This window comes from Mesorhizobium captivum, assembly GCF_033977165.1.
Classification (GTDB): Bacteria; Pseudomonadota; Alphaproteobacteria; order Rhizobiales; family Rhizobiaceae; genus Mesorhizobium; species Mesorhizobium captivum.
Genome location: NZ_JAVIJB010000005.1, coordinates 36,884 through 54,138 on the forward strand (window position 1 = coordinate 36,884; position 17,255 = coordinate 54,138).

The 17,255-nt window shown below is 64.9% G+C and carries 15 protein-coding genes and 1 pseudogene; 8 read left to right on the top strand and 8 right to left on the bottom strand.

Annotated features, from left to right (window positions below):
- Positions 1-161 precede the first annotated feature (161 nt).
- Together RFM40_RS06520 and RFM40_RS06525 are read left to right on the top strand one after the other, a co-directional pair.
- Positions 162-947 (top strand): ThuA domain-containing protein, encoded by a 786-nt coding sequence (locus RFM40_RS06520; protein ID WP_320225726.1) that lies wholly within the window; start codon positions 162-164, stop codon positions 945-947.
- 191 nt (positions 948-1,138) lie between these two features.
- Entirely contained in the window at positions 1,139-2,197 is a 1,059-nt protein-coding gene (locus RFM40_RS06525) for a Gfo/Idh/MocA family protein (RefSeq protein ID WP_320225727.1), read from the top strand.
- 141 nt (positions 2,198-2,338) lie between these two features.
- On the opposite strand, the gene RFM40_RS06530 is transcribed toward RFM40_RS06525, so the two are convergent.
- From RFM40_RS06530 to RFM40_RS06550, 6 genes and pseudogenes are all read right to left on the bottom strand, one after another.
- Complete coding sequence (locus tag RFM40_RS06530; RefSeq protein ID WP_320225728.1) at positions 2,339-3,061, bottom strand: 3-keto-5-aminohexanoate cleavage protein; 723 nt, start codon at positions 3,059-3,061, stop codon at positions 2,339-2,341.
- A 98-nt stretch (positions 3,062-3,159) separates the two neighbouring features.
- Positions 3,160-3,771, bottom strand: a complete 612-nt coding sequence (locus RFM40_RS33695) for an iron chelate uptake ABC transporter family permease subunit (RefSeq protein ID WP_430691649.1) — start codon at positions 3,769-3,771, stop codon at positions 3,160-3,162.
- Between the two features lie 67 nt (positions 3,772-3,838).
- A pseudogene (locus RFM40_RS06535) lies at positions 3,839-5,212 on the bottom strand (iron chelate uptake ABC transporter family permease subunit); the annotation flags it as partial.
- Positions 5,103-5,987 (bottom strand): iron-siderophore ABC transporter substrate-binding protein, encoded by an 885-nt coding sequence (locus RFM40_RS06540; RefSeq protein WP_320225730.1) that lies wholly within the window; start codon positions 5,985-5,987, stop codon positions 5,103-5,105. The pseudogene RFM40_RS06535 and the gene RFM40_RS06540, both read right to left, overlap by 110 nt.
- 22 nt (positions 5,988-6,009) lie before the next feature.
- The gene (locus tag RFM40_RS06545; protein WP_320225731.1) at positions 6,010-8,121 is read right to left on the bottom strand and encodes a TonB-dependent siderophore receptor; all 2,112 of its coding nucleotides are present in this window, start codon (positions 8,119-8,121) and stop codon (positions 6,010-6,012) included.
- 345 nt (positions 8,122-8,466) lie between these two features.
- Complete coding sequence (locus RFM40_RS06550; protein ID WP_320225887.1) at positions 8,467-8,883, bottom strand: winged helix-turn-helix transcriptional regulator; 417 nt, start codon at positions 8,881-8,883, stop codon at positions 8,467-8,469.
- Between the two features lie 110 nt (positions 8,884-8,993).
- Here RFM40_RS06550 and RFM40_RS06555 point away from each other — a divergent pair, with 110 nt between their 5' ends.
- A complete protein-coding gene (locus RFM40_RS06555; RefSeq protein ID WP_320225732.1) occupies positions 8,994-9,581 on the top strand; it encodes a dihydrofolate reductase family protein in 588 nt (195 codons plus the stop codon).
- 90 nt (positions 9,582-9,671) lie between these two features.
- Here RFM40_RS06555 and RFM40_RS06560 read toward each other — a convergent pair whose 3' ends face one another.
- Positions 9,672-9,866: a hypothetical protein gene (locus RFM40_RS06560; RefSeq protein WP_320225733.1), complete on the bottom strand. Its 195-nt coding sequence runs from the start codon at positions 9,864-9,866 to the stop codon at positions 9,672-9,674.
- A gap of 145 nt (positions 9,867-10,011) precedes the next feature.
- Entirely contained in the window at positions 10,012-11,259 is a 1,248-nt protein-coding gene (locus RFM40_RS06565) for a cytochrome-c peroxidase (protein ID WP_320225734.1), read from the bottom strand.
- A 198-nt stretch (positions 11,260-11,457) separates the two neighbouring features.
- Between RFM40_RS06565 and RFM40_RS06570 the strand changes: the two genes are divergently transcribed.
- From RFM40_RS06570 to RFM40_RS06590, 5 genes are all read left to right on the top strand, one after another.
- Positions 11,458-12,990 (top strand): acid phosphatase, encoded by a 1,533-nt coding sequence (locus RFM40_RS06570; protein ID WP_320277324.1) that lies wholly within the window; start codon positions 11,458-11,460, stop codon positions 12,988-12,990.
- 331 nt (positions 12,991-13,321) lie between these two features.
- Positions 13,322-13,744 (top strand): OsmC family protein, encoded by a 423-nt coding sequence (locus tag RFM40_RS06575; RefSeq protein WP_320225736.1) that lies wholly within the window; start codon positions 13,322-13,324, stop codon positions 13,742-13,744.
- A gap of 10 nt (positions 13,745-13,754) precedes the next feature.
- Positions 13,755-14,318 carry a hypothetical protein gene (locus RFM40_RS06580; RefSeq protein WP_320225737.1) on the top strand — a complete coding sequence of 188 codons (564 nt, stop codon included), beginning with the start codon at positions 13,755-13,757 and terminating at the stop codon, positions 14,316-14,318.
- Between the two features lie 204 nt (positions 14,319-14,522).
- Positions 14,523-15,266: a 2OG-Fe(II) oxygenase gene (locus RFM40_RS06585; protein ID WP_320225738.1), complete on the top strand. Its 744-nt coding sequence runs from the start codon at positions 14,523-14,525 to the stop codon at positions 15,264-15,266.
- A 273-nt stretch (positions 15,267-15,539) separates the two neighbouring features.
- Positions 15,540-17,162 carry an ABC-F family ATP-binding cassette domain-containing protein gene (locus tag RFM40_RS06590; protein WP_320225739.1) on the top strand — a complete coding sequence of 541 codons (1,623 nt, stop codon included), beginning with the start codon at positions 15,540-15,542 and terminating at the stop codon, positions 17,160-17,162.
- Positions 17,163-17,255 lie beyond the last annotated feature (93 nt).

A 17,255-nucleotide genomic window follows, 5' to 3' on the forward strand; every position in this document is an offset into this window, starting at 1 on the left:
CGTCATTCCAGGGTCTGCGCTCCGCTTCGCGTCGCTCCGCCCGAGAATGACGACGCCCACAGGCATTCACTGCATTGCGAAAACCGCTTCCAATACCTGCCGAAGCCTTTATGAATGACCGCCGGGGCGGCTCCACCCTCACAATCATTACGAGGCTTTCAATGAAAATACGCGCTGTCGTCTGGGGCGAGAACATCCATGAGCGGACCAATGAGGTGGTCGCTGGCATCTATCCGGAAGGCATGCACACCACCATCGCCAACGCGCTCAACGCCGACAAGGCGATCTCCGCCTCGACCGCGACGCTGGAGCAGCCGGAGCACGGCCTGCCGGAATCCCGTCTCGCCGAGACCGACGTGCTGGTCTGGTGGGGTCACAAGGATCATGGCGCTGTCGCCGACGAAGTGGTCGAGCGTGTCGCCCGCCGGGTGTGGGAGGGCATGGGGCTGATCGTGCTTCACTCCGGCCATTTCTCGAAAATCTTCAAGCGGCTGATGGGCACGCCCTGCACGCTGAAATGGCGCGAGGCCGGCGAGCGCGAACGGCTCTGGGTGACGAGCCCCAGCCATCCGATCGCCGAAGGTATCGGCGAGTATTTCGAGCTCGAGAACGAAGAGATGTATGGCGAGCAGTTCGCCGTGCCGGAGCCGCTGGAGACGGTATTCATCTCCTGGTTCCAGGGCGGCGAGGTGTTCCGCTCGGGCCTCACCTACCGGCGCGGCGCCGGCAACGTCTTCTACTTCCGCCCCGGACACGAGACCTATCCGACCTATCACGACGCGACGGTGCAGAAGGTGCTGCGCAACGCGGTGAGGTGGGCGCACAACCTGCAGGCTGCTAAGCCCTCCATCCTCAGCGCACCGAACGTGCCGGTCGAGAAGGCGCTGGAGCCGATCGTCGAACGAGGCGGCAAGCTGCACGCAACTGGTGAGGCTGGTTTCCGCTGAGCAATTCCAGGAAAAGTGCGTAGCGGTTTTCCGTCCGGAATTTCGACCAACCAAGAGCAATTCCAGGAAAAGTGCGTAGCGGTTTTCCGTCCGGAATTGCGACCAACCAGGAGCAATTCCATAAGAAGTTCCCGTCTGGATACTTTCGCCTTATATCATTGAATCGAACCAATTCGCTCGGAGGAGCAAAAATGCGGCTTTTGATACTCGGTACCGGCTGGATGGCGCAGGAGCATGCCCGCCGCTTCAGCGCCATAGAAGGCGTCGACATCGTCGGCGCCGTCGATGTCGATCCGGCGCGCGTCAGCGAATATGCCGACGCCTACAAGATCCCGAAGCGTTTCTCTTCGCTGGAGGCGGCGCTCGACTGGGGCGATTTCGACGCGGTCGCCAACGTCACGCCCGACCGCATCCACCATCCGACCACCATGGCGCTGATCGCCGCGGGCAAGCCGGTGCTTTGCGAAAAGCCGCTGGCCGAGAATTTCGGCAACGCGAGCGAGATGGCCGATGCGGCGGAGGCCTCCGGCGTCGTCAACATGGTGAACCTCACCTACCGCAATGTGGCTGCGCTGCAGAAGGCGCGCCAGATGGTGCAGGCCGGCAAGATCGGCACGGTGCGCCATGTCGAGGCCTCCTATCTGCAAAGCTGGCTGGTGTCGAAATTCTGGGGCGACTGGCGCACCGATCCGAAATGGCTCTGGCGGCTGTCGCGCGGCCACGGCTCGAACGGCGTGCTGGGCGATGTCGGCATTCACATCCTCGATTTCGCCAGCTATGGCGCCGCGCTCGACATCGACCATGTCTTCTGCCGGCTGCGCGCCTTCGACAAGGCGCCGGAAAATCGCATCGGCGACTATCAGCTCGACGCCAATGACAGTTTCGCCATGACGCTCGACTTTGCCAACGGCGCCTTCGGCGTGGTGCATGCCAGCCGCTGGGCGACCGGCCACCTCAACGAGCTCCGGCTGCGCATCTATGGCGACAAGGGCGGCATCGAGGTGGTGCACAACCTTGATGGTTCGATGCTGAAGGCTTGCGTCAGCGAGAATGTCGAGAACGCCAAGTGGGAAGAGCTCGACGCCGGCACCGTGCCGACCAACTACCAGCGCTTCGTCGAGGCGGTGAAGAGCGGCGTCCAGACCGAGCCGAACTTCCGCCACGCGGCAGGCCTGCAGAAGGTGCTCGACCTTGCCGTGGTCTCGGACGAGAAGCGCGCGGAGCTGAGGGCCAACGCCGACACGCAGTAGCATCTTTCCTCGCCTCCGCCAGCGGCGGGGGAGAGGTGTCCGCGAAGCGGACGGAGAGGGGGCCTTCGTAGGGCGCTCCCCCTCTCCGTCTCGGCTTCGCCGAGCCACCTCTCCCCCACTTCGTGGGGGCGAGGAAGCAAGTCACGCCCTGCGATAAATCCCCACCGCCGCCGCTACCAGCGCGGCGTTGCCCGCAGCCACACTGCCGTCCGGCAATTCCTTGCCATCCTCCAGCCCGACGCGAGTCGAGAATTTTCTCCTCGTTGCCCGCTCGACGAAGGGCCATACGGTGGCGTTCTCGCCATGCAGCAGGATTGAGCGCCGGATGCCTTCGCGCTGCATCACCTTTTCAATGCCGTTGGCAACCGCGAAGGCCTCGTCCAGCGTCTGCTCGGAAATCTCGATCAGCACGCGCAGCACCCGCCCGCCATGGTCGAGGCTGGCCAGCCTGAGCGCATCGCCGATCGATGCGAGCCCGGCCTCGATGCCGACGCCGCGGCCGCGCAAGGTCTCCATCACTTCGGGTGCCGCCGCCTCGCTGAGGTTGACCGAGGCGTAGTCGGGCAGCTCGCGCCAGTTGGCGATGGCCGCCAGCGTGCGCCTGTCGTCCTTCTCGATCCAGGCGCCGGTGGAGACGCCGATCAGCGTGCCGGGGCAGGCGCGGCGCAGCGCCGCTACAGTTCGGTCCATCGCTTCCGGGGCGAGGCTTTCCTGACGGTCGGCGCCGCGCGCATGGACATGCAGCTCGGCCGCTCCCGCGGCGATCGAGGCCGCGCCGTCGCGCGCCATGGCGTCCGGGTCGAGCGGCAGGGCCGGATGGAAATCGGCGGGACGCGCGCCGTTGATGCAGGCCTGGACGATCATGGCGAGGCTGTCCTGTTGCGGGGCCGAATCTAGCGCAGAGTGGGTTTCGGTGGAACGGAGATAGTGAACACTGCCGAATGGGATATCGTGCTGCAATCTTAGCGACGCCGCGCCCGCCTTCCCATCACCACCCCCATCACCGCCACACTCCCGATCAGCACCGACAACACTCCTGCCGGCAGCTCCGTCGGGGCGAACACGATGCGTCCGGTCCAGTCGGCGAACACCACCAGCGTCGCCCCCGCTATCGCCGCGCCGAACAGTTGCGGCCCGGCGCGCCTCAACCCGAGGTGCCCGGCCAGATGCGGTGCGAGCAGCCCGACGAAGCTCATCGGGCCGACAACCAGCGCCGCGGCCGCCGTCGTGATCGCCGCCAGCACCAGCACGGCGAGCCGCGCCGCATGCAGCGGAATGCCGAGACTGGTTGCCACGCTCGCTCCTAGCGGCAGGATCTCCAGCCAGCGGCAGGCAAGCGCCGCGAGCAGCAGTCCGGCGAGGCCGGCCAGGAGCACGATGATCGCGACGTCGAGTTCCACCCAATGTGTCGAGCCGCTCAGCCAGGCGAGCACCTGGCCGGAGCGCGGATCGCCGAGCGCGAGAAACAGCAGGCTCGAAGCGTCGAGCAGCGCCGTGATGGCAATGCCGGTAAGCAGCAGCCGCTCCGGCGTGAAGCCGCGGTCGAGGCCGAGCAGCAGGATCGCGCCCGTCACCGCCAACGCGCCGGCTGTCGCACCTAAAAGCTGCAGCCCCGCGCTGGCATCGGGCGAAAATGAGCAGCACCGCGATTAATCCCATGGCGACGCCGCCGCCGATGCCGAGGATTTCCGGGCTCGCCATCGGGTTGGCGAACAGGCGCTGGACGAGGCAGCCGGCGACGCCAAGCCCCAGGCCCGCGCCGCAGGCCGCGATGACGCGCGGCAGGCGCCAGGCAAACGCCTCCGGATAAAGACCGAAACCGTCGGGCGCGCGACCGAGGAGGAAGGCGAGGGCGAGCACTAGGGCAAGCGCGATCGCCAGGCCGGCAAGTACGACCATTGGCCGCCTTGCGCTGCCGCCGCCGAGGCGAGTGGCGATCCCACCGCCCGTCTCCAGCACCAGACGCGGCACGCGTCTCAGCAGAAAGATCAGCATCGGCGCGCCGATCAAGGCGGTGACGGCGCCAGCCGGCAGATTTGCAGCCTGGTCGGGCGGCAGGCGCTGGATGAGTTGGTCGACGACGAGCACCAGGGCGGCGCCCGCCAGCGGCGCGGCGACAAGGCGCTCGCCAAGTTTTTCCGCGCCGAGCACGCGCGCCAGATGCGGCGCCGCCAGCCCGACGAAGCCGATGATGCCGACGGCCGCCGCCACGCTTGCCGAAAGCAGCACGGCGATGGCCAAAAGCAGCGGCTTCATAAGCTTCGTCAGGCCGAGGCTTTTCGCCTGCTGGTCGCCGAAGCCGATAATCAGCAGCGGCCGGGCGAGCGCCGCGGTGACGATCGCGCCGGCGGCGAAGCGCAGCGCCAATTGCTCGACGCCGCTCCAGCCGTCCTCGACCAGCGAGCCGGCGCCCCAGATGAACATCGAGGCGAGATATTGCTGGTTGAGCAGCATCAGGAGGCTGGAGATCGAGCCCAGCGCGAAGCTGGCGACGAAGCCTGAGAGGATCAGCGTCGTCGGGTCGGTGCGGCGGCGCCAGCCGATCGCCGCGATCAGTCCCCAGGCGGCGAAGGCGCCGGCGATCGCCAGCAGCTCCGGATGCGCGGCATGCAAGGCGGGCGCGGCGAGCAGGCCGATGGTCAAAGCCAGATGCGCGCCGGCATTGACGCCGAGCGTTTCGGGCGCGGCGAGCGGGTTCTGCAGCACCTGCTGCATCAAGACGCCGGCCAGGCCAAGTGCCGCCCCCGCCAGCAGCGAAACCGCAAGACGCGGCCAATAGGCGTAATCGAGGAGCAGCGCGCGCACCGCCTCGCCGCCGCCGATATCGGCGATGTTGCAGGCCATCAGCAAGGCGACGAGCAACAGATAGACGCCGCCCGCGAAAAAGACCGCCAGCCGGCGGCGGTCATGAAGCATGGCCGCGCTCGAAAAGCTCCGTGTGCCGGAGAAGCAGATCGGCGAAGCGGCCGGCCGACGGCAGGCCGCCAAAACCCCAGACGCTGGGCAGGATTTCATAATTACCGGGCGCGAAGGCCGGCATCTGGCCGAGCAGCCCGTCGCGCGCCGCCAGCTTGGCGCGCACGGCCGGCGGCACCGGTTCGATCACCAAAAGGGCAGCATCGCGGATCGCGAAGAGCTGGTCGACGCCGGCATTGGCGAAACCCCAGAAATTCCGGCCTCCGGTCCAGGCATTGGTCAGCCCGGCCCGCTTCAGCACGTCGTCGAACAGGCTGCCGCGGCAGAACACCCAGGCATGGCGGTCGTCCTGGAAGTAGAGCACCAGCACCGGCCTGGTCCTGGCCGTGCCGATCGCATCCTTCAGCTTCGCAATCCGAGCGTCGGTGAGGGCGATGAGATCCGCGGCCGCCTGCTCGCGGCCGGTGAGTGCGCCGAGCCGCCTCGTGTTCTCCTGCGCGTGGCGGTAGGGCTCCAGGTCGTCGATGAACGTGGCGAGGTTGATAACCGGCGCGATCTTGCCGAGCATGGGCTCGATGGCGGTGAACTGAGGCGTCGACAGGATGACGTCGGGCTTGAGCGCCGCCAGATATTCGAGGCTGGGCGTGGCGCGCAGGCCAAGTTCGGCGATGTCGGGGGGCAGGGCACCGACCCAGTCGCGATAACCGGCGGTTTCGGCAAGCCCAAGTGGCGTAACCCCCAGCGCCAGCAGCGTCTCGGCCGTGCCCCAGTCGATGGTTGCGACGCGCTCGGTATGCGCGGGCACGGCTTCTTCAGCCGCCGCCGGCAGCACCGGCAGCAGCGCAAGCAGGAATGCCAGAAGCTTTGCGATCACGAGCGCCGGCCGGCTGCTGCCGTCACCACTTGTAGCTCATCGTAAGGCTGATCTCGCGGCTCTCGCCGTAGAAGCAGGTGATGTTGCAGGAGGCGACATAGGTCTTGTCGAACAGGTTGGAGACGTTGAGCGCCGCCTTGAAGTTGTCCTTTTCATAGCGGATCGCGGCATCGAACAGCACGACATCCGGCACCTTGAGCGTATTGGCGCTGTCGGCGAAGGAGGAACCGACATAGCGCACGCCGCCGCCGACGGTGACGCCCTGCAAGCGGTCGGACGGGACGGCGTAGTCGAGCCAGAGCGAGCCGAACTGTTCCGGCGTGCCGGTCGTCACCTTGCCGATCTCGGCCGGATTGCCCTCCTTGATCTTGAGGTCGTACCAGGTGTAGGCGCCGGTGAGCTTCAAGTCGGGTGTGAGTTGGCCGATGGCCTCGATCTCGATGCCGCGCGAATTAACCTTGCCGATTTGCCGGTTGAACAGCACGCCGTCGCTGGTCACGACGTTTTCGCGCGTCAGGTCGAACAGCGATGCGGTCAGCATCACGTCGTTCAGCCAAGTCGGCTGGTATTTGACTCCGGCCTCGTATTGCACCGCCGTTTCGGGCTTGAAGGCATTGCCGGTGGCCGTGTCGGTGCCGGTCAGCGGCAGGAACGAGCGCGAGATTGAGACATAGGGCGAGATGCCATTGTCGAAATTGTAGATGACGCCGGCGCGGCCGCTGAAGGCGTCGGCCGAATAGCTGGTGCGCACGCCCGTCGGCCGGTCGGTGACCCTGGTCTGCACGTCATCATAGCGGCCGCTGAACACAAAATTCCAGCGGTCGATTTGCATCGTGTCCTGTGCATAGAGGCCGGTCTGGTTCTGCAGCGTGTTCGACTGGTCGTAGCGCGATGTGACAGGCGGCGCGCCGTTATAGATAGGGTTGAGCACATCGAGCGGCGGCGCGTCCTCGAAGCCGGACTCGTCATGCAGGTCGAAGCGCTTGTAGTCGAGCCCGAGAAGCAGCGTGTGGTCGATCGGCCCTGTCGAGGTCTTCCACTCGACCTGGTTGTCGACGGTGAACAGGCCGAGGTCCGGCTTGGACAGGAAGTTGGCGCGCTCGAGCAGGTGGCTCGCCGGATCGTCGCCCACCCAGCCTTCGCCATAGACATTGCGGAAGTCGACATCGAGATGGCCATAGCGCAGGTTCTGCCGGATCGTCACGTCATTGTCGAAACGGTGCTCGAACTCGTAGCCGATCATCTGCTGCGAGCGCTCGAACTTGTCTACGCTGGGCTCGCTGGTGAACAGGTCGCGCGGGATTTTTCCCCAAGGTGCGTCGGTGACTGTGCCGACATAGGGCAGGAAGTTCTGGCCGCGCGTCTTCAGCTTCGAGACATTGGCATAGACGGTCAGGCTGGTGTCCTCGTCCGGCTTCCAGGTCACTTCCGGCATGATCGCGAACTGGTCGTTATCGGTATAGTCGACCTGCGTGCCGCCATAATTGCCGGTGGCGATGAAGCGATAGGCGAGCGTGCCGTCCTTGTTGACGCCTTCGACGTCGAGCCCGGTCCAGACATTGCCGAATTCGTTGACGCCGATCGCCGTCTCGCCGCGGTTCTGGAAGGTCGGCCGCTTGGAGACGAGGTTGATGAGGCCGCCCGGGTTAGAGGCGCCGTAGAGCGCCGACGACGGCCCGCGCAGGACATCGATGCGATCGAGCAGATAAGAGTTCACCTTCCAGGTGGCGAAACTGTCGCTCGACTGCAACTGCAGTCCGTCGAGGAAGTAGCTATTGACCTGCGAGGAGAAGCCGCGGATCAGGAACCAGTCGTTTCGGGTGTCGTTGCCGAAGGTTTCGGAGCGGATACCCGGCGAATAGCGCGTGGCTTCGACCACGCTGCGCGCGGCTTGGTCCTCGATCTGCCGGCTGCCGACGACGCTCACCGCTTGCGGCGTCTTTTCCAGCGGCTGGTCGGACTTGCTGGCGCTGGCGTCCTTCTTTGCCTTGTAGCCGTCGAAGTCGGCGCTACCGGCCTCGCCCTCGACCTGGATCGGCACCAGCACCTGCGATTGTTCCTGCGCCAGCACATGTGGCGCCTTGAGGAAAGTCGTCGCCAGTAAAATCCCCGCCAGAACGCGCCGGTCCGTCATCAGCCTGATCCCCGTCTCGAAAAGCTGCGGGCAGCGCTATTCAAGATGAGTAAAATAGTCAACTTTTAATTTGTCGGGCAAATGGGAGGCGTGGCGATCTCCCCAAGGGGCAAGGCAATCGCATATGGCAGCGCTGCCCCCTCTCCGTCCGCTACGCGGCCACCTCTCCCCCATTTCATGGGGGCGAGGAAACGCCAATCGCTGATGTCGCGGCCTTGAAAAGCTTGAGTTCCTCGCCCCCACAACGTGGGGGAGAGGTGGCTCGGCGAAGCCGAGACGGAGAGCGGGAGCGCCATATGCGATTGCCCTGCCTCGAGGGGGAGATCGGCAATTGCGGCGATTTCGCTACCCCAAATGCTCCGCCCTGAGCTTCTGTTTCAACCGCTCCAGCGCCGGCTCGCCGCCGGCCGCGAGATTTTCGGCAATCCGCGCAAGCTTGTCGTCGGCCTTGCGGTATTTGCTCCCCCAGGCGCCGAGCGTCGCCAGCACCGGCAGCAGGTCGATGCCGGCCTCGGTCAGCCGGTAGATCGCCTTCAGCCCGTGGCTGGGATCGTCGCTGCGGATGAGAATGCCTTCGTCCTGCAAGGTCTGCAGCCGCTCGGCGAGCGTGCGGGAAGAGATGCCTTCGTCCGACTGCAGGAACTCGCGAAAATGCCTTTTCCCGGCGAACACCAGGTCGCGGATGATGAGCAGCGTCCAGCGGTCGCCGACGAGTTCCAACGAGAGGCTGATCGGGCAGCCGGATCGTTCCCTGGTCGACATCATAATGGTTCCATTTTTAAACCAATTTACTATTGACACCATTTCTCTCTGTGCGTCAAATGGTTCCAGAAGTAAATCGATCATCGGAAACACGAGGAGAAAAACAGGAGATGAAAAAGCTCATCCTGCAGATGCAGATGTCGGTCGACGGCTTCGTCGGCGCCGATGAGGACCATCGCTGGCAACTTTGGGAATGGGGCGACGAGAGCGGCTGGGACGACGAGTTGAAGCAGGACTTCAACGCCGTGTTGGAGACCGTCGACACCATTCTGCTCAGCCGCAAGATGGCTGAGGAGGGCTATCTCAACCACTGGGGCAATGCGGCAAGGAAATACCCAAAGGACCGCTTCTATGCCTTTGCCCAACGCATCGTCGAAGCTGAGAAGGTGGTGCTGAGCGACAGGCTGAAGGCCTCGCGATGGGAGCGCACACGGGTCGCCAGCGGTGACTTGCCGCGCGAGGTAAACGCGTTGAAGGCGGGCGAGGGCGGCAACATCGCCGTGTTCGGCGGCGCCGGCTTTGCCGCGGCGCTGGTCTCGGCCGGTCTGGTCGACGAGTTCCAGCTCTTCATCAACCCGGCGGTGCTGGGCAGCGGCCGCCGCATCTTCGACCAGGGCGGCTTCGCCGGGCTGAAGCTCATCGGCTCGAAAGCCTATGCCTGCGGCATGGTGGTGAACCGCTATGCGCCGGCTGGATGAATGACCTGAATCAATCTGGCAGCGCGCCGTCTCAACCGCTTGTTCGCTTGCGCTTTTCCGGGAGGAAAGGGGAACTGTCCGGGATCCGCCTTACTGGCCTTGACGAGACGCCAGCACATTGATTTTCCGGCATCCCGCTTCATCATTGGCCGAGGCCGCGAGCCGCAGGGCGTCATGCGACGTCAGGCCAATGAGTACGCGGCCGCCAAATTCGGCGGGCTCCTCATTGGCCGTATCAAACACCGTCCAACTGTCGGTCGGGTCCTGTAGCGCGACGAATCTCATCCGAGACCCCTTCCATGAAGAGCCTCTAATATGGCAGACGTTTCATGGCGGTCCTGTGATATAGCCCACATAGGCTTTCGTCCGATTACTTCGATTCGATGCCGAACGGCAAATCCGCACAATGCGCTCGGGCAACGCAGCGCCGTCACTGCCCCGCCTGGTCGGCGTCGGTCAGCGTGCCGAGGAAGGCGACGATGTCGTCGATCTCGGCGTCCGTCAGCGCCGGCCTGTCGCCGGGTCTCTTGCCGTTGAAGGGCGGGTCGGTGTTGAGGTTTCCCCGGTAAGCTTTTGGCAGGTCGTCGAATTTGTTGACGGTGCCGTCGGCATTTTTCGGATACCAGCGGCCTGGGTCGCTGTCGCGGCTGGCGTAGAAGGCGACCGCCTCGCGCAGCGTGTGGAAATAGCCGTTGTGGAAGAAGCTCTTGCGCAGCGCCACGTTGCGCAGCGTCGGCGTCTTGAACAGGCCGCAATATTCAGCCCGGCCCTTGAAATCGGCGCGCAGCGGGCCGCACAGGCCGAGATCGAAATAGTTGGGATCGGCATTTGCCGGGATCGCCGGGTTGCGCGGCACGGCAATCGCGATCAATCCGAAATCGGTGAACTGCGGCGGCTCGCCGTCGTTCGCCGGTTCGCTCAAATGGCAGCTTGCGCAATTGCCCTTGTTCTCGTCTTCGAACAGCGCGCGGCCGTGCAACTCCTGCGCGGTCAAGGTCGGCTTGCCGGCGAGGAAGGCGTCGTAGCGGCTGGAATAGGGATAGAAATCTGCGCTGCTCTGCTCGAAGGTGCCGAGCGCTTCCACCGCCCCGTCGAAGGCCTCGGGCGGATGCTCGAACACGTCCGCGCCGAAGGCCGCCTTGAAGGCGTCGGCATAGGGCGCCTTGCGCAAAGCGTCGACTACGGCTCCTTCATCCTTGTTGCCCATCTCGAATGGCGAGAGCAGCGGGATCCTCGCCTGGTCCTTGCCGTGGTCGGCGCGTCCGTCCCAGGTCAGTCCGCCGGTCGGGCCGTTGTCGACGCTCTCGTCGCCCTCGTCCTCGGAATCATAGAAATGCTCGGTGAAGGCGGGCGCCGCCTGCAGGTAGCGCAGCGACGGCACGGCGCGCAGGCCGGGCTGGTCGAGATTCGACCCGCCCATCTCGACCGGCGCGGCCGATGCCGGGCCGAAGGCATGGTTGGGCTCGTGGCAGGACGAGCAGGCCTGCCTGCCCGACGCCGACAGCGACGGATCGAAAAACATTTTTCGCCCGAGCGCCGTCAGCGCTTCGGCGCGCGCGAAGGCTTCCGCGCGTGACATCGGACCGGGGCGGGTACTGCCCGCCGGCAGGCTGTCGGCCGGCCAGAGGATGGCGATGCCGGCAAGGGTTGCGAGCGTGGCGGATTTCCATCGTGGCATGGCTTTTGCGTAGGGATGGATTGCTACGGATTGATGACGTTTTGGATGCATTCAATTTTATGCGCCGAGTTCCTTCGCGCCAGCGTGACAGGTTCGCTTAATACCCATCGCGCACCACCCCTGTCACAAAGCTGACAACCACCCGCCCTAGCGTCGAGAAGCTCCTCCAGCCATTCCCCAGCCACGAGGCATTTCCCCATGATCCGGTCCTTTCTCTCCCTTTGCCTCGCCTCGACGGCGCTGGCATCGCTCACCGCTGCTGCCCAGGCGGTTCCTCCAGGCTATGACAAAATCGACACCGTCGTCGTCATCTATGCCGAGAACCGCAGTTTCGATAACCTCTATGGCGGCTTCCCCGGCGCCAACGGTTTGGCCAACGTCTCGGCCTACCAGGCGCGCCAGCTCGACCGCGACGGCAAGCCGCTTGCGGAGCTGCCGCCGGCCTGGGGCGGGCTGACCGGCAAGGGTGTGACGCCGGCGGTGACGGAAGCCCAGACGGCGCATCTCGCCAATGCCGTCTTCGCCATCGACGATCCCAAGGGTTTCAACGAGGGCACCGACGTCATCACCCATGATCTCTGGCACCGCTTCTACCAGGAGCAGATGCAGATCGACGCCGGCAAGAACGACAAGTTCGTCGCCTGGGCCGATTCCGGCTCGCTGGTCATGGGTCATTATGACGGCTCGGTGCTGCCGATGTGGGCGGTGGGCAAGAAATACGTGCTCGCCGACAATTTCTTCAAGGGGGCCTTCGGCGGCTCCTTCCTCAACCACTTCATGCTCGCCTGCGCCTGCGTGCCGTTCTACCCGCATGCCGACACCAGCCCGGTGAAAGGCCAGATCGCCGTCGTCGAGCCCGATGGCGTGACGCTGAAGGTAGCCGACAATTCGCCGGCCTCCGCGCTGGGTGGCGCTCCGAAATTCGTCAATGACGGGACGATCTCGCCTGACTTCTACGTCGTCAATACCATGCAGCCGCCTTACCAGCCGAGCGCCAACAAGCCGGCCGAGGGCGGCGACAAGGCGCTGGCCGATCCGGCGCAGCCGACCACGCTGCCGCCGCAGCACGACATCACCATCGGCGATCTCTTGTCGCTGAAGGGCGTGAACTGGGCCTGGTATTCCGGCGCCTGGCAGGCCTCGCTCGACGGCAAGAACGCGACGCCCGTGCCGAACTTCCAGTTCCATCACCAGCCCTTCAACTATTTCGCGGCTTACGCGCCGGGCACCGCCGCGCGGGCTGAACACCTCAAGGACGGCGGCCTCGATGGCGCCGAGTTCATCAAGGCGATCGACGACGGGAAGCTGCCTGCCGTCACCTTCTACAAGCCGCAGGGCAATTTGAACGAGCATGGCGGCTATGCCGACGTGACCTCCGGCGACAAGCACCTGGCCGACATCGTCGCGCATCTGGAGAAGAGCCCGCAATGGCAGCATATGCTGGTCGTCGTGACCTATGACGAGAATGGCGGCTTCTGGGATCATGTCGCGCCGCCCAAGGCCGACCGCTGGGGCCCGGGCAACCGCGTCCCGGCCCTCATCATCTCGCCCTATGCCAGGATGGGCACGGTCGACCACACGCAGTACGACACGACGTCGATCCTGCGCTTCATCACCGCGCGCTACGACCTGCCGGTGCTGCCGGGCATCGTCGCCCGCGACAAGGCGCTGCGCAACAACGACCAGCCGCCGATGGGGGATCTCACGGCCGCGCTCGATTTGACGAAGTGAGACGCTTTTCCTCTCCCTCCGCGAATGCGGGGGGAGAGGTGGCCGCGCAGCGGCCGGAGTGGGGGCCTTCGTAGGACGCTGACGCCAACTGGCAAACGCCGCGCCGCCCCTCATCCGCCTTCGGGCACCTTCTCCCCGTGAACGGGGAGAAGGGAACTGCTGGGCCGGCAATTGGCGAAAGCCTTCGCGACAGCCCCTTTCTCCCCGTCACTATACGGGGAGAAATGTCCGGCAGGACAATGAGGGGCAGCGCCGAACCTTAGCGATTGCCGACATGAATCTCAGTCCGCTATGACAAGCCAACAGCCAGCAATCGGGCCGAGGACATGCCATGAGTGAGCTAAGGATCAGAACCCGTGCGACCGGCGCTTTGGCCGTCCTGCCGCCAGGTGGCCTGCCGGCGGTGACGACGCCGACCGGCGGCACGGTCGACGTCGTGACTTCGGTGAGCGCGCCGGGCTTCAACCCGCTCGACCTGCTCTATGCCTCTTTGGCCGCCTGCATGGTGCTCAGTGCCCGCATCGCGGCAACCCGCCTCGGCGTCGCCGACCGGCTTGGCGAGGTGAGGGCGGAGGTCAGCGGCGAAAAGGCGAAGGACGAGCCGTCGCGGGTCGAAAAATTCAACATCAGGCTGGAGATCGCCGGCGATCTCGACGCGGCCACCAGGCAGCGCATCGTCGGGGATGCCGAAAATATCTGCACCGTCTCCAACACGCTGCGCTGCGCGCCAGCACTTCACGCGACGCTGGGGTGAGGGGCATCCCATGGCGCATCTCTCCCCGATCGACTACGCGACGGCTTCGGCTGAAATCCGCGCCGAGCATGACCGGGAACTCGCCTTGCGCGGCCGTATGACCAACATGAAGCGCATCCTGCTTAATTCGCCGGCGGCGCACCGCATCTACGCCGAATGGTTCACGCTGCGCGATCTTCTCAAACCCGCGCTCGACGACCGCGCAATCTGGCTGTTCTCGAAGGCGATCTCCGAGACAATGCGCGCCGAAATACCGGTCACCTTCTTCCGCCGGGCGCTGATCGATTCCGGCCTCGATCCCGAAGCAATAGGGCCGACCGCCGACGAAGCGCTGTTGATCGGCTTCGGCAAGGCGGTTGCCGCCGATGCCAATGCCGTTCCGGACGAGATTTGGACGGCGCTCAAGGCGCGCTATGACCAGACGCTGCTCGTCAACCTCACCGCCTTCGCCGGCATCATGGTGGCGACGTGTGTGTTCACCAATGCGGTGAAGGTGGATATCGATCCGGAGCTGGAGGGGTATCGCAAACCCTCTCCTTCTCCCCTTGTGGGAGAAGGTGGATCGGCGCGATAGCGCCGAGACGGATGAGGGGTGTTCCAGCTTGGCAAAAGGCTTGAAATCGCCGCCGCCTCATTCCTTCCAACACCCCTCATCCGTCGCCCTCGGCGACACCTTCTCCGACAAAGGGGAGAAGGGGAGGCCCGTGCCATCTCCGCAGGAATCGGGTGGCCATTGCATCGCCTTCGCCCCACTTAGATCGCATCAAAGGAGGCAACGATGACCATCCACTCCCTGAACACCAAGCGGGCCAGCCGCTCCGCAGAATCCCGCGTCGCCGCGCAAGACTGGCGAGCCCTTGTCTCCGAGCTCAACGCCCAAGGCTGCGCCGTCATGCCCGGCCTGCTGTCTGCCGAGGAATGCGCGGAAATGGCGGCGCTCTATCCGCATCAGGAGCATTTTCGCAGCCATGTGGTGATGGCGCGCCACGGCTTCGGCAAGGGCGAATACCGCTATTTCCGCTATCCGCTGCCGGACCTGGTCGAGGGCCTGCGCACCGCGCTCTATCCGCGGCTAGCCGGCGTCGCCAACGACTGGAACGAGAAGATGGGTACGGCACTGCGCTACCCTGCCGACCACGCCGCTTTCCTCAAGCGCTGCCACGACGAGGGCCAGACCAAGCCGACGCCGCTCTTGTTGCAATACGGCCCCGGCGACTTCAACTGCCTGCATCAGGACCTCTACGGCGCGCTCGCCTTTCCGCTGCAGGTGGCGATCCTGCTATCCGAACCCGGCGAGGATTTTACCGGCGGCGAGTTCGTGCTGACCGAGCAGCGCCCGCGCATGCAGAGCCGCGCCGAAGTGGTGCCGCTGAAGCGCGGCGACGCGGTGATTTTTGCTGTCCACAACCGGCCGGTCGAGGGTTCGCGCGGTTATTATCGCGTCAACCTGCGCCACGGCGTCAGCCGCCTGCGCTCAGGGCGGCGGCATACGGTGGGGATTATCTTCCACGACGCCAAGTAAGGCGCGGCGTCGAAACTGCTGATCTCCCCCCTTGAGGGGGAGATGTCGCCGGAGGCGACAGAGGGGGTCGCCGCGCGTGAAGCGCAGACTTCTCCTTCGGTTCGACCAGACGTCGGCACTCTATGTGAGACGATCCCCCTGGCCTACCGGCCATCTCCGCCCTCGAGGGGGGAGATCGGCTGTCTGCGGCGTTTGCGCTCTTCCCCTGCCGCTCTCATTCGCGTATGCCCCCGGCAATCCCGCCATCCCAGCGCATTTACTCCGGACCGCCCCATGATCCGTCTCGAAAGCATCGGCAAGCAGAACGGCCGACAGATCGTCTTCATCGAAGCCTCGGCCGCCTTGCAGAAGGGCGAGAAGATCGGGCTCGTCGGCCCGAACGGCGCCGGCAAGACGACGCTGTTCCGCATGATCATCGGGCAGGAACAGCCCGACGAAGGCCAGGTCTCGGTCGATCGCGGCGTCACCATCGGCTATTTCAGCCAGGATGTCGGCGACATGGGCGGGATGAGTGCGGTGGCGGAAGTGATGGAAGGCGCTGGGCCGGTGAGCGCGGTGGCCGCCGAGATGCGTGAGCTCGAGCACGCAATGGGCGATCCCGATCGCGCCGACGAGATGGATCAAATTATCGAGCGCTACGGCGATTTGCAGCACCGCTTCGAGGAGCTCGACGGCTATGCGCTGGACGGCCGCGCGCGGGAAGTGCTGGATGGCTTGGGTTTCAGCCAAGACATGATGGACGGCGACGTCGCAAAACTCTCCGGCGGCTGGAAGATGCGCGTCGCGCTGGCCCGCATCCTCCTGATGCGGCCGGATGTCATGCTGCTCGACGAGCCGAGCAACCATCTCGACCTCGAAAGCCTGATCTGGCTGGAGAAATTCCTGAAAGATTACGACGGCGCGCTGCTGATGACCTCACACGACCGCGAGTTAATGAACCGCATCGTCTCCAAGGTCATCGAGATCGACGCCGGCGCGCTCACCTCCTATTCCGGCAATTACGAATTCTACCAGGAGCAGCGGGCGCTGGCCGACAAGCAGCTGCAGGCGCAGTTCGAGCGCCAGCAGGCGATGCTGGCCAGGGAGATCGCCTTCATCGAGCGTTTTAAGGCGCGCGCTTCTCACGCAGCTCAAGTGCAGAGCCGGGTGAAGAAGCTCGACAAGATCGACCGCGTCGAGCCGCCGAAGCGCCGTCAGACGGTGGCCTTCGAGTTCCAGCCGGCGCCGCGCTGCGGCGAGGACGTGGCGACGCTGAAGAATATCCACAAGAGCTATGGCAGCCGCCCGATCTATTCGGGCCTCGATTTCCAGATCCGCCGCCGCGAGCGCTGGTGCGTGATGGGCGTCAACGGCGCCGGCAAGTCGACGCTTTTGAAGCTGGTCGCCGGCGCCTCAGAGCCGGACGAGGGCACCGTGGCGCGCGGCCCGAGCGTCAAGATGGGTTATTTCGCGCAGCACGCCATGGAGCTGCTCGATGGCGAGCGCACCGTCTTCCAGACGCTGGAGGACTCGTTTCCGCAGGCCGGCCAGGCGCCGCTCAGGGCTTTAGCCGGCTGCTTCGGCTTCTCCGGCGACGAGATCGAGAAGAAGTGCCGCGTGCTGTCGGGCGGCGAGAAGGCCAGGCTGGTGATGGCGCTGATGCTGTTCGATCCGCCCAACCTCCTGGTGCTCGACGAGCCGACCAACCACCTCGACATGGCGACCAAGCAGATGCTGATCGAGGCGCTGGCGCAATATGAGGGCACCATGCTCTTCGTCTCGCACGACCGCCATTTCCTGGCGGCGCTCTCCAACCGCGTGCTGGAGCTCACCCCCGATGGCATCCACACGTATGGCGGCGGCTATACGGAATATGTCGCGAGGACCGGGCAGGAAGCGCCGGGACTGAGGGGGTAGGGGCGTAGCGATACGAAGCGGAGCGAGACTCAAGGATCCTATGCCTATCAGCGTTGCGGCAGAAGCCTTGAAACGCTGGCGGGACAGCGCCCC

Bases quoted from the DNA above. Each gene is read 5' to 3' on its own strand.
- RFM40_RS06575 (WP_320225736.1), top strand. From the start codon at position 13,322: ATGAGTGAGCTAAGGATCAGAACCCGTGCGACCGGCGCTTTGGCCGTC.
- RFM40_RS06585 (WP_320225738.1), top strand. From the start codon at position 14,523: ATGACCATCCACTCCCTGAACACCAAGCGGGCCAGCCGCTCCGCAGAA.
- RFM40_RS06550 (WP_320225887.1), bottom strand. From the start codon at position 8,883: ATGTCGACCAGGGAACGATCCGGCTGCCCGATCAGCCTCTCGTTGGAA.
- RFM40_RS06525 (WP_320225727.1), top strand. From the start codon at position 1,139: ATGCGGCTTTTGATACTCGGTACCGGCTGGATGGCGCAGGAGCATGCC.
- RFM40_RS06520 (WP_320225726.1), top strand. From the start codon at position 162: ATGAAAATACGCGCTGTCGTCTGGGGCGAGAACATCCATGAGCGGACC.
- RFM40_RS06555 (WP_320225732.1), top strand. From the start codon at position 8,994: ATGAAAAAGCTCATCCTGCAGATGCAGATGTCGGTCGACGGCTTCGTC.
- RFM40_RS06565 (WP_320225734.1), bottom strand. From the start codon at position 11,259: ATGCCACGATGGAAATCCGCCACGCTCGCAACCCTTGCCGGCATCGCC.
- RFM40_RS06580 (WP_320225737.1), top strand. From the start codon at position 13,755: ATGGCGCATCTCTCCCCGATCGACTACGCGACGGCTTCGGCTGAAATC.
- RFM40_RS06560 (WP_320225733.1), bottom strand. From the start codon at position 9,866: ATGAGATTCGTCGCGCTACAGGACCCGACCGACAGTTGGACGGTGTTT.
- RFM40_RS06590 (WP_320225739.1), top strand. From the start codon at position 15,540: ATGATCCGTCTCGAAAGCATCGGCAAGCAGAACGGCCGACAGATCGTC.
- RFM40_RS06545 (WP_320225731.1), bottom strand. From the start codon at position 8,121: ATGACGGACCGGCGCGTTCTGGCGGGGATTTTACTGGCGACGACTTTC.
- RFM40_RS06530 (WP_320225728.1), bottom strand. From the start codon at position 3,061: ATGATCGTCCAGGCCTGCATCAACGGCGCGCGTCCCGCCGATTTCCAT.
- RFM40_RS06570 (WP_320277324.1), top strand. From the start codon at position 11,458: ATGATCCGGTCCTTTCTCTCCCTTTGCCTCGCCTCGACGGCGCTGGCA.